Here is a 12,371-nt window from a genome sequence, read left to right on the forward strand (position 1 = left end):
AAGGAGGACAGGGGATGTTCAGAAAGAAACGTAAGGGAAAAGGCTGAAAAGCTTCAGCGCGGCACGGAAGCCGCACCCTGGAACCGATCGTCCCTATAACGTTTCGCTGCCGTCCGCCTTTCGCGAAGGCGAGGCAGGCTGAACGCCAGAACTTCCAAGCTCCGTTTCAAGCTGCAAATCCAAAAAAGATTTGAAAGGAGAAATCACCAAGTATGGGGAAATATGAAGAGTTATCCAGAAAAGCACTGGAAGCTTTAGGCGGCGTGGAGAACATCACGCACGTCACGCACTGCGCAACACGTCTGCGGATCAGCTACGCCCGCAAGAGCGTCGTCAATGAGGAAGGCTTAAAAGATCTTCCGGGATCCGCCGGCATCGTCAACAAAGACAAGCAGATCCAGATCATCATCGGCCCGGGCGTTCATGACGCTTACGAAGAATTCCTGGAAATCTCCGGATGGAGAGAAGGCGGCGCCGTCGCCGCAGAGGAAGAGGAAGAATCCGGACCGAAGAACGCGATGTACTACCTGAACAAGTTCGGCAACTTCGTCGCTCCGATCTTCATGCCGGTCGTTCCGGCGATGATCACCGGCGGTATGATCCTGGCGATCAAGAACCTGTTGGTCAACTACTTCGGCATGGGCGTCGACAGCGGCACGGCACAGCTGATGCTGATGATCTTTGACGCCGGCTTTGCCTTCCTGCCGGTGTACGTCGGCTATACGTTAGCTTCCCAGTTAAAGATGCAGCCGATCATGGGCGCCTTCCTGGGTGCGACGCTGATCGCTCCGCGCTTTGCGACCGGAACGGTCACCGACTTCTTCGGCATCGGCATTCCGCAGGTTTCCTACAGCTCGACCGTCATTCCGATCGTGCTGGGCGTCTTCTTTATGTACTATGTCCAGAAGGTTCTGAAGAAGATCATTCCGGAAGCACTGACGTTCTTCTTGACGCCGCTGATCACGATGATTCTCGTCGTTCCGGTTACGTTAATCGTTTTAGGCCCGATCGGCAACCAGCTGTCCGGCTACATTGCGGCCTTCTGCATCTGGCTGACCAATACGCTCGGCTTTATCGCCCAGCCGATTCTGTCGGCGATCTATCCGTACATGGTTATGTTCGGTTTGGATAAAGGTCTGTCTCCGATCGGCATCGAACTGATTGCCAACCTCGGTTACAACTCCGTCACCGGCATCATGGGCTTCGTTTCCAACATCTGCATCGGCGGCACGGCCTTAGCGGTTGCGACGACGATCAAAGACAACAAGGCGCAGAAGGGCATGATCGCTTCGTTCGGCGTCACGGCGCTGTGCGGTGTTACGGAGCCGGCTTTCTACGGCGCGCTGCTGTCGCGGCCGAAAGCGTTGATCGGCACAGCCATCGGCGCGGTTTCCGCGGGCTTAGTCGCAGGTCTATTCGGATTGAGAACGTTCGTTCAGGGCGGCTGCCCAGGCTATCTGACACTGTTGTTCTTCGTTGATCAGAACGGTGGTCTGCATTATGTCTGGATCGCGATCCTGGTCGCGGCGATCGCGACGATCGTTTCCTTCCTGGCGACGAAAGTCATTCTCAGCCGGGATATGAAAAAGACAGCGAAATAAAAATCAGGTTTCACTTCACGCTGCCGGGATGCTTCATTCCGGCAGCGCTTGTTTAAACGGACCTTTATTTGTCAGAGTCAATGAGAAAGGGCGAAGCGGCAGGCTTCGCAGGGTGATGCTATGAAAGTTTTAATCGGACAGTTTATCAATGAGGCCAACGCCAACATTCCCGTCAAGGACGAGATCACGACCTTTGACATCGCATTCGGCGACGAGCTGATCGAAAAAATGCAGGTCGGCGATATTTTTGAGCAGGCCGGGATTGAAATCATTCCATCGGTGTACGCGGTATCGGGCGCTTCAGGCGTGATCAAGCGCCACACGTTTGATTATATCGAAGCGTGCTTCCTCAATGCGGTGCGCGAGCATCTGCATGAAATTGACGGGATTTATCTGATGCTTCACGGTGCGAGCGAGGTCGACGGCTTGGGCTCGGGCGATCATCACATCCTCAAGGCGATCCGTGAACTCGTCGGACCGTACATTCCGATCACGGTGGCCTGCGACCCGCACGGCAATCTGTGTCAGGACTATGTCGAAGCGACGACCGCGATCCGCAGCTACCGCCAGTCCCCGCACACCGATTCCCGCGATACATGGCGGAAGATGGCGCAGATGGTCTGCGATCTGGTCAAGGACCGCCGGAACATTCATTCTGTGTACCGCAAGCTGCCGATGATTCTGGGCGGGGAACAGAGCGTATCGGCGGACGAGCCGGTGCGTTCGATCAATCAGTATCTTGACGAACTGGAACAGGATCCGCGGATTTTGAGCTGTTCCTGGCATGTCGGCTACATCCGTCACGACACCGACGTCGCCGGCTGCGGCATCGTCGTGGTGCCGGCTACGGAAGCGGATCAGGCGTATGCCGAAGAGGTTGCCGACAAGCTGGCGGACTATGTCTGGAACAAGCGGCATGAGTTCCATTACACCGGCACGACCGCGAAACCAGAAGACGCGCTGGCGATGGCGCTCAGCTTTGAAGGCAAACCGTTTGTCATCACCGATTCGGGCGATAACACAACCTCCGGCGCGACCGGCTGGAATACGTTCATCCTGCGGCAGGCGCTGGCGGCCAAATCCGATAAGCGGATTCTGTTCGCTTCGATCTGCGATCCGAAGACATGCGATCTGCTCGACGGTCTGGATCTCGGCACGAAAACGGAGATCGAGCTGGGCGTGGGGCACGATGCGATGTCAGAGAAGGTCAAGCTGGAAGTCACCGTCTTGTCCAAGGGTGAGGTCGTCCGGCCGATCGGCATCGGAACTGAAGGCATTGCCAAGACGTTTGGCAAGTGTGTCGTCGTTCACGTGGAAGGCACGGCGATCGATATCATTGTCGCTAATCACCGCCAGTCCTACGCGCATGCGATTCAGTTTGAAAGCGCCGGCGTGAACTGGATGGATTACGATGTGACAGTCGTCAAACAGGGCTATATCTTCCCGTATCTGAAAGAAAACGCCGCCGGTTATGTGATGTCGCTGACCGACGGGGCGACGCCGCAGGATACCGCTTCAATTCCATTCAAGCGGATCATGCGCCCGATGTTCCCGGTTGATCAGATTTAATCCTGAACTGACGATCAAACCAGATCCCAGCTTCCATAAGAAAACCGGCGCAAGCGGAGCGCCGGTTCTCGCTAATCTTCAGGTTCCCGGCGGGTTAACCGCCGGTGAATCTTCTCATACGTTGTCAGCTTCCGATTTAACAGCTCGTCATATTGGAGCCGGAAGTAAATCGAATACAACGTGTCCAGAATATAAAGCAGCGTCATCCGCGTCGAAAACGACGAGATCTTCTGATAGTGATTTTCATACGACGACATGTAAATCTTATACTGCGCAAAGCGCGTCAGCGGATTTTTCTGGGTCGAGGTGATCAGCACGATCGGCGAATGGTTGTCGCTTAAGATCTGACAGACGGTGTTCATCGAGCCGCCCCGGCCGCCGAACGAAATGACGATCGACAGATGGCGGGCGTCGGCGTTGCCGGCCGACAGTTTCTGCATGTATTCCGCTTCGGGAACGTTCACGTTCACATTGATCTCCTGCATCTGGAACTGGAAGTTCCGGGCGAAAAAGAGATTGCCGGCGGAGGCGTACACGTCGATGAACGCCGCTTGTTTCATCAGTGCCGACACGTCCACCAGCACCTGCTGATCGGACAGATTCAGCGTGTCCTCAATCGTCTGGGTGTAAACGTCCTTTAAATGAAGCAGGATCTCGTTGACCGTATCGGTCGGGGAAATCGGAAAGTCAATGCTTTCCACCGGGACTTCGGTTTCCGAACGCAGCGCGTCCTGCAGCTGCAGCTTCAGGTCGTTGACGCCGCTTAAGCCCAGCTTGTTGATCAGCCGGTAGATCGTCGGCACGGAGACATAGGTCAGCGAAGCGATTTCCTTCGGCTTGGCCGCGATAAAGCTTTCCGGGTCCTTCAGAATCGCGTCGATCAGAATTCGCTCGTTGGGCGTGACATTTTCAAGATTTTCAAGTTTTTTTAACAGATTCACAACGCATCTTCCTTTTCCTGCTTTAACTATACCACGATTGCAGGCAAAGCCGAAAGAGAAGCGAACCGTCAGAATAAAGGAGAATGAAACGATGAAACAAATCAAAGCCGTTTTAAAACAAGTCAGCGCGCCGCAAAAGGACTGCGCGGGCACGCCGGTCGGATTGAGCGACGAAACGATCGCCGAGCGCAAACAAAAAGTGCTGGCCGCGATGAAAGCGCGCGGACTGGATCAGCTGATCGTGTACGGCGATGTCGAGCACGGCGGAAATTTCGAGTATTTAGTCGGGTATTTCACCCGCTTTGAGGAAGCGCTGCTCGTGCTGAACGCCAACGGCAAGGCGACACTGGTCTTGGGCAACGAAAACCTGAACAAAGCCGCTAAGGCCCGGATCGAAGCCGCGGCTGTGCATGTCTCGCTGTTCTCGCTGCCGAATCAGCCGCATCGTCACGACAAATCGCTGAAAACGCTGCTTCAGGAAGCGGGAATCGCCGAAGGACAGCGCACCGGCTTAGTTGGATGGAAACTGTTTACCAGTCCGCTGGAGGACAACCGGCAGAGCTACGATATCCCTTCTTATGTCGTCGAGGCGGTCAAGGCGATCGTCGGCGAAGCGCAGTTAAGCAATGAAACCGGTCTGTTCATCGGGGAAAACGGCGTGCGCACCACCAACAACGCGAATGAAATCGCGCATTACGAATATGCGGCGGCGCTGGCTTCCGATTGCGTGCTGGATGCGATGGACAAGCTGGAACCGGGCGTCAGCGAGCTGGAGCTGGGCGACGCGTTAGTGCGCAAAGGGCAGCATACGAGCATTGTTACGATTGCCTCGAGCGGTCCGCGCTTTGTCAAAGCGAACATGTTCCCGACGGCCAACACCGTCAAGCTGGGTGATCCGATTTCCTTAACTGTCGGCTACCGCGGCGGTTCCAGCAGCCGGGCCGGCGTCGCCGTGCATAACGCGGACGAACTGCCGGAAGCCCAACGTGATTATCTCGAGCGGGTGGCCGGACCGTATTTCAGCGCCTATGCGGCATGGCTGGAAACGATCCACATCGGTCAGACCGGCGGCGATTTGTTCAATACCGTAGAAACGGTGCTGCCGCGCGCGCAGTACGGCTGGTCGCTGTGCCCGGGGCATCTGAGCGCGGAGGAAGAATGGATGGCTTCTCCGGTTTATGAAGGCAGTACGGAAATTCTGAAAAGCGGCATGCTTTTCCAGATCGATATCATTCCGTCCGTTTCCGGCTATCCGGGAACCAGCGCCGAAAGCACCGTCGTTTTGGCGGATGCGGAACTGCAGCGCCAGATTCAACAGGAATATCCGCAGATGTGGCAGCGGATGCAGGCGCGGCGGACTTACCTGAAAGAAACGCTGAATATCCAACTTTCCGAAGACGTGCTGCCGATGTGCTCGACCGTCGCCTATCTGCGGCCATTCCTATTAAATAAGGATAGCGCGTTGGTCGCGGAATAGGCGGAAAGCAGGATGAAAGTATTAGCGGCATGCATGCGGACCGAATCCAATGCTCATATCCCGATGAAGAATACGCTTGCGGATTATGATCTGGCGGTCCAGGCTCAAAAGGTGATCGACAAGATGTTGATCGGCGACATCTTTGAAAAGGAAAAGATTGAGTTGATTCCGGCGGTGTTCGCGGCCAGCGGACCGTCCGGGGTGATCGAGCGCAATGCGTTTGATTATATCGAATCGTGCGTGCTCAACACCGTTAAAAAGCATATTCATGAGCTGGACGGCGTGCTGTTGTTTCTGCATGGCGCCAGCGAGGTTGACGGTTTGGGTTCCGGCGAGCATCATCTGCTTCAGAAAATCCGCGAGCTGACCGGGCCGTATTTGCCGGTTGCGATTGCCTGTGATCCGCATGGCAATCTGTGCCGGGAGTATGTGGAGGGGGCGACGATTCTGCGCTCCTACCGCGAATCTCCGCATACCGACATGGAAGCAACCTACCGGCTTGTTGCCCGGATGCTTTGCGATCTGTTGAAGCAGCCGAAGTCGATCGTTCCCGTCTACCGCAAGCTGCCTTTGATTTTAGGCGGGGAACAGAGTGTGTCGGCGGATGAACCGGTGCGTTCGATCAACCGGTATATGGATGAGCTGGAACAGGATCCGCGGCTGCTCAGCGTGTCCTGGCATGTCGGCTATATCCGTCACGATACAGACGTTGCGGGCTGCGGCGTTGTGGTCGTTCCTGCCGATAACCAATACCGGGATTATGCCGAAAAGATCGCGGATCAGCTGGCGGAGTTCATCTGGCAGCGGCGGCATGAATTTCATTATACCGGTTTGACTGCCCAGCCTGATGAAGCGCTGCGGATGGCACTGGAATGCAAGGGAAAACCGGCGTTCATCACCGATTCCGGGGATAATGTGACCTCCGGAGCGACCGGCTGGAACACATTGATTCTGCGTCAGGTTCTGGCTCAGGAAAAGCTGGAAAAACGCGTGCTGTTCGCTTCGATCTGCGATCCCCGGACGTGCCGTGAGCTGGCGGACAAGCCGGTGGGGTCGGCCTGTACGATCCGGTTGGGAATGGACTATGACGAGCTGTCGAAAGCCGTGGAGCTGGATGTGACCGTGCTGCATCATGGCGACGTGCTGATGCCGGTCGGCTACAACGCCGGTCAGTATACGAAGTTTGGCCGCTGCGTCAGCGTGGCGGTGAAGGACCGTTTGGTAACGATCGTCATCGCCGATGTGCGTCAGACCTACGCGCTGCACGACCAGTTTATTGCGGCCGGCGTGGATTGGGATGACTATGACGTGATTATCGTCAAGCAGGGCTATATTTTCCCTGAGCTGAAAGCGAAAGCAGCGTTCAGCGTTATGTCGCTGACCGAAGGCGCAACGCTGCAGGATACGCGCCGGCTGACCTTTAAACGGATTCAGCGGCCGATGTATCCGATTGATGAAATTTAAGGAGTAAGATCATGAAAATTTTAATCGGGGCCTTATTGGCGGAGTCCAACGCCTATGTGAAGCAGGATTGTGAAATTCAGGATTTTACGATTCTGAAAGGACCGGGAATGGCGGATAAGCTGTACATCAGCGAACTGGCCCGGGAAAACGATGTTGAACTGATTCCTTCCCTGCATGCCAGCTGCATGGCGGCCGGGGTTGTTGATTTCGATACGTTCGATTATCTGCGGAAGAAATTCATCCAGGCCGTCAAGGAACACGAACATGAATTGGACGGCATCTATCTGTTTCTGCACGGCGCCAGCCATGTGCGCGGCTTACCCGGCGGTTCCGGCGATCATTATCTTTTAAATGAAATCCGCAAGGTGGTCGGACCGTACATGCCGATCGCGGTGCTGTGCGATCCGCATGGCAATCTGGCCCAGGCCTATGTTGATCAATGCACGATCCTGCGGACCTTCCGCCATTCCCCGCATTCTGACCGGGATGTGGCCAGTCAGACCGTTTTCCGCTGCCTTCTCGATGTGCTCAAAGACCGCCGGCCGATTCATCCGGTGTATCGGAAAGTACCGATTCTGTTGGGCGGGGAGCGTTGTGTTTCAGCGGATGAACCGCTTTGTTCCATCAACAAGCTCCTTGATGAAATCGAGGCGGATCCGCGGATCCTGTGCTGTTCCTATCATATCGGCTACCTGCGGCATGACAGCGAACATTGCGGGGCAGGCATCGTCGTGGTGCCGGATCGTCCCGAAGACACGGAGTACGCGAAGCAGAAAGCGGATGAGATCTATGATTTTGTCTGGGCGCGGCATCAACAATTCCATTTTACGGGCAACGCTTCAGAACCGGAAGAAGCGCTGCGGGTCATGCTTGAGTTTGACGGCAGTCCATGCTTCTTATCCGATTCCGGCGACAATGTCACGGCCGGAGCGCCGGGCGTGAATACGACGATGCTGAAGCAGGTGCTGGCGCTGAACGATTTTCATAACAAGTCGATCCTGTTCGCGGCGATCTGCGATCCGCAGCTGTGCGCGACAGTGCTGGCCCATAAAAAAGCGGGTGAGCCGGTGGCGTTAACGCTGGGTGCGAATCTGGATGCTCATTCTGCGCCGGTTTCGATTTTCGGAACAGTGATATCGACTGGCAATCTTCATCGCCGATATGGCGATGAAGCGGTGGCCGGACAGTGCTGGACCGTGAAGCTGGACAATGTGCCGGTGACCGTCGTGATCGCCAGCGCGGCGGTGTCGTTTTCCGAGCGTGAACAATATGAAAAGGCCAACGTCGATCTGGACGGCTATGATTTGATCATCGTCAAGCAGGGTTATTTGTATCCGGAGCTGAAAGCGATGGCCAAGCATTACGTCATGGCGTTGACCGACGGCGCATGTCAGCAGCGGACGGAAAAGCTGATCTATAAGAAAGTCAGCCGGCCGATCTACCCGCTCGATGAAATTTAAACGTAACACCATCATTTTAAAGACCGCGGCAAAAACGCGGAAGGAGGAAATCTCATGAAAATCTTAATCGGCGGTCTCGTCGCTGAATCCAACGCCTACGTGGCCAAACCCTGCGAAATCCAGGACTTCGTCATCCAGACCGGCGAGGACATTGCCCACCGGATGTATCTGGACGAACTGCAGCCTGAGCTTCAAGCCAACGATATTGAGCTGATCCCGGCGATCTTCGCCTACGGGGCGGGCGCGGGACGGGTCGCTTACGATACGTTCGATTATATCCTGAAACAATTTAAGCACGCTGTGGAAAAATACCAGGGCGAGCTGGACGGCATGTTTTTCTTTCTGCATGGCGCAAGCAATGTAATCGGTCTGGAAGGCGGTTCCGGCGACCACAAGATCATCGAGGAAATCCGCAGGATCGTCGGGCCGTACATGCCGATCGCGGTCGTCTGTGATCCGCATGGCAACGTCGATCAGGAGTACGCAAACCGATTGAACATCCTGCGCACCTTCCGCCACAGTCCGCATACCGACCGCAAGGAAGCGCATCAGATCGTTTTCCGCTGCCTGGTCAACTTGATCCAGAACCGCCGGGAAATTCATCCGGTGTACCGCAAGGTGCCGATTCTCTTAGGCGGGGAGCGCTGTGTTTCCACCGATGAACCGCTGGTGTCGATCAACCGCCTGCTCGATGAAATCGAAGCTGATCCGCGGATTCTGTGCTGTTCCTATCACATCGGCTATCTGCGTCATGACAGCGCCAAGTGCGGTGCGTCCGTCGTGGTCGTGCCGAACCAGCCGGAGGATGAAGCGTATGCCCGGCAGAAAGCGAATGAGATTTATGATTTCGTCTGGGCGCGGCACAAGGAATTCCATTTTACCGGGTACGCGGACGAGCCGGAGGCAGCGTGGGAAGCGATGCTCAAGCATCCGGGAAAGCCTTGCTTCTTAACGGATTCCGGCGATAATGTCACGGCTGGGGCGCCGGGCGGCAACACCGTTGTGCTGCGTCAGGTGCTGGCGGAAACCAACTATCACGGCAAGCAGATTCTGATCGCCGGGATTACCGACAAGAAGCTGTGCGAAAGCACGCTGGCCGGCAAGCAGGCCGGCGATCATGTGGAATTTGACGTCGGTCCGGAAATCGACGCACTGTCAGCCAAGGTTCATTTAAGCGGCACGGTGATTTCCACCGGCGACTTGCACAATCATTATCATGATCCGAAGGTGGTCGGCGTCTGCTGGACGATCAAACTGGATGACAAACCGGTCACGGTTGTGATCCAGAGCTATTCCGTTTCATTTGCGGAGCGGGCCCAGTATGAACAGGCGAACGTCGATCTGGATGCCTATGATCTGATCATCGTCAAGCAGGGCTATCTCTATCCGGAACTGAAAGCGATGGCGTCGCATTACGTCATGTCCTTGACCGACGGGGCGTGCATGCAGCGCACGGAGCGGCTGACATACAAGAAGGTCATCCGTCCGATCTATCCGCTCGACGAGATTTAACTGATGGAATAAAACGGGAGAGAAGACAAAGGGGGACGAGTGTTTGAATTGGGTTTTAACGCTGTTGGCAGGCGTCGCCGGCTGGCAGCTGGCAGCGCGGTGGAAACTGCCGGCGCCCGCGATGTTGGGCAGTATGCTCGCCGTGGGCCTGACGAATATTTTATTCGATTACGCCGCCTTGCCGATGGCGGTGAAGGTCTTCGCCCAGGCGATTTCCGGGGCCTTTATCGGCATGCAGATCGGGCGTAAAGATGTGGCGCGGATGCGCGGGCTGATCGTCCCGTTTCTGTTATTGGCAGTCATGCTGACGGTGAATACGTTTATCGTCGGGATCGCGATCCAGAAACTGTGCGGCTGGGATTGGATTACGGCTTTGCTTTCCTGCGTGGCCGGCGGGGTAACGGATATCTCGTTAATCGCCATGGAGATGGATGCGGATGTCGGAACCGTCGCGATGATGCAGACAGCCCGGCTAGTCGGCGTGTTGTTGTTTTTCCCGTACTGGATTCAATTCGTGACCCGGCATGAACCGAAGACCGCACCGGCGATGGAAGAAAAACCGCTGGATGCGGTGCACACGCCGCTGGACCGGCTGATTTCAACACGGTCCTCGCGGATTGTCTTCACGCTGCTGCTCAGCATCGGGTTAGGCTATCTGGGCAATGCGAGCGGTCTGCCGGCGGCGTCGATGGTGTTTCCGATGATCGCTGTCGCGGCGCTCAACTGCACGACTTCGGTCTGCGCCGTACCGCTGGCGATCAAAAATATCGCGCAGCTTCTGGCCGGGTCGTTAGTCGGCGTCAGCATCACGGCTGCGACCTTTAGCAGCCTGTCGTCAACGCTGGTGCCGGTCGGCCTGCTTTTGCTCAGCTACTGGACGGTCAACGGTCTTTACAGCGGAATATGCAGGCGGACAAAGCTGCTGGATCTGAAATCGGCGATGTTCGCTTCCGCTCCCGGCGGTGCGACGGACATGTCGCTGATCGCCGCCGATCTGGGCGCGGATCTCTCGCAGATCGCGCTGATTCAGGTGCTGCGTGCGGCGTATGTCGTCGCGGTGATGCCGCCGCTGATCCTCGGTTTTATCCAGTGGATCGGATAGCGGAAAGAAAGGGAAAACGATGAAGCGATATTTCTATTTGGGTCTGGGCTCGCTGGCGATGTGCGTGTTCGGCTTGATGTATAACTGGACGGTCTTTGCCGGGGCGGCCAGCGTTGCCAACGTGTTCTCAGTCTGCCAGATCTGTTTCTGCGCCGGCGGCGTGCTGAGCGGTTTTATCTATTACCGCGTCCGCTTCCGGGCAAGCATGATCGCGGCCAGCCTGATGATTCTGGCCGGCTTGTTTCTGACCAGCCGGGCAGAGAACGTGATGATGATTTATGTTTGTTACAGCGTGATGTTTAGCCTGGGCGCGGGGTTTGCCTACAAGGCGTTATTGACGAGCGTCATGACGTGGTTTAACGACAAGCCGGGCCTGGCCAGCGGGATTCTGGTGATGGGCGCGGGTCTGACGGCATTTGTGTTCAATGTGCCGACCTCGCTGATCATTGAAAGCACAGGCTGGCGCACGGCGATGACCTTATTGGCGGGGATTGCGTTCGGACTGTCGCTGCTGACGGCGATTATCGTTCAGCCGCGTGGGGTCGTGAAGCAGGCCGGGACGCTGGAAATCGAGGAAGAAGGCCAGGTGTCCACCGGTCAGATGATGAAAAGCGCGCGCTTTTACGTTTACTTCCTCTGGAGCGTGCTGGTGCTGGCCGGCTGCAGCTCACTGACCGGAACCGCGGTCAGCTGCGGGGTGTCGTTTGGGATCAGCGCGACGATGGCGGCGACGCTGTCAATGATCATCTCGTTGTTCAATTCGCTCTCGCGTGTGTTCTACGGGATTATCTATGATAAAATCGGCCGCAGGACGGCCATGGGTATCGCCACGACGCTGTTTTTAACCGCCGTCGCGATCCTGTACTGCGCCTTTACGCTGGGCAGCACAACGCTGCTGGCGGTAAGCTTTATTTTCGTCGGACTCAGCTTCGGCGCGGTGCCGACGATCTCCTCGGCCTATATTCTGACAACCTTCGGTAAGAAATACTACCCGAGCAATTTCAGCGTCCAGGGAACCTATACCCTGTTCAGCCCGTTTTTAGGCACGATGTTGTTCAGCGCGCTGTTTACCGCCACCCAAAGCTATCCGGCGTCCTACAGCTATCTGATCGTCTACGCGCTGCTGGCGGCGGTGCTTTTGACGGCGCTTAACCGGCTGCTGAAGCCCGGGCGTGAAAACAATTTATCAAAGCCGCAAAGCGAATAAAACGAAGTTTTGAGAATTTTATCCAAGCGTCGCTCAGA

Annotated in this window: 9 protein-coding genes; 8 read left to right on the forward strand and 1 reads right to left on the reverse strand. The window is 56.0% G+C overall.

All coding sequences use genetic code 11. From position 1 onward, the window contains the following. Positions 1-212: 212 nt before the first annotated feature. Positions 213-1,601, forward strand: a complete 1,389-nt coding sequence (locus DWY25_RS07010; RefSeq protein WP_117894638.1) for a PTS transporter subunit EIIC — start codon at positions 213-215, stop codon at positions 1,599-1,601. A gap of 120 nt (positions 1,602-1,721) precedes the next feature. Continuing rightward, the gene (locus DWY25_RS07015; protein ID WP_117894639.1) at positions 1,722-3,170 is read left to right on the forward strand and encodes a M81 family metallopeptidase; all 1,449 of its coding nucleotides are present in this window, start codon (positions 1,722-1,724) and stop codon (positions 3,168-3,170) included. A gap of 71 nt (positions 3,171-3,241) precedes the next feature. On the opposite strand, the gene DWY25_RS07020 is transcribed toward DWY25_RS07015, so the two are convergent. Continuing rightward, a complete protein-coding gene (locus DWY25_RS07020) occupies positions 3,242-4,111 on the reverse strand; it encodes a MurR/RpiR family transcriptional regulator (protein ID WP_117894640.1) in 870 nt (289 codons plus the stop codon). Between the two features lie 91 nt (positions 4,112-4,202). Here DWY25_RS07020 and DWY25_RS07025 point away from each other — a divergent pair, with 91 nt between their 5' ends. Genes DWY25_RS07025 through DWY25_RS07050 form a run of 6 tightly spaced genes read left to right on the forward strand, consistent with a single transcriptional unit; the run spans position 4,203 to position 12,333 of the window. Beyond that, positions 4,203-5,588: a M24 family metallopeptidase gene (locus tag DWY25_RS07025; RefSeq protein ID WP_117894641.1), complete on the forward strand. Its 1,386-nt coding sequence runs from the start codon at positions 4,203-4,205 to the stop codon at positions 5,586-5,588. A gap of 12 nt (positions 5,589-5,600) precedes the next feature. Beyond that, the gene (locus DWY25_RS07030) at positions 5,601-7,052 is read left to right on the forward strand and encodes a M81 family metallopeptidase (RefSeq protein WP_117894642.1); all 1,452 of its coding nucleotides are present in this window, start codon (positions 5,601-5,603) and stop codon (positions 7,050-7,052) included. An 11-nt stretch (positions 7,053-7,063) separates the two neighbouring features. Further along, the gene (locus tag DWY25_RS07035; protein ID WP_117894643.1) at positions 7,064-8,512 is read left to right on the forward strand and encodes a M81 family metallopeptidase; all 1,449 of its coding nucleotides are present in this window, start codon (positions 7,064-7,066) and stop codon (positions 8,510-8,512) included. 54 nt (positions 8,513-8,566) lie between these two features. Beyond that, positions 8,567-10,024 (forward strand): M81 family metallopeptidase, encoded by a 1,458-nt coding sequence (locus DWY25_RS07040; protein ID WP_117894644.1) that lies wholly within the window; start codon positions 8,567-8,569, stop codon positions 10,022-10,024. Positions 10,025-10,067: 43 nt separating this feature from the next. Continuing rightward, on the forward strand, positions 10,068-11,126 hold the full coding sequence (locus tag DWY25_RS07045; RefSeq protein ID WP_117894645.1) for an AbrB family transcriptional regulator: 1,059 nt from the start codon (positions 10,068-10,070) through the stop codon (positions 11,124-11,126). 19 nt (positions 11,127-11,145) lie between these two features. Next, the gene (locus DWY25_RS07050; RefSeq protein WP_117894646.1) at positions 11,146-12,333 is read left to right on the forward strand and encodes an MFS transporter; all 1,188 of its coding nucleotides are present in this window, start codon (positions 11,146-11,148) and stop codon (positions 12,331-12,333) included. Positions 12,334-12,371: the final 38 nt, after the last annotated feature.

Source organism: Holdemania filiformis, assembly GCF_003459085.1.
Lineage (GTDB): Bacteria > Bacillota_I > Bacilli_A > Erysipelotrichales > Erysipelotrichaceae > Holdemania > Holdemania filiformis.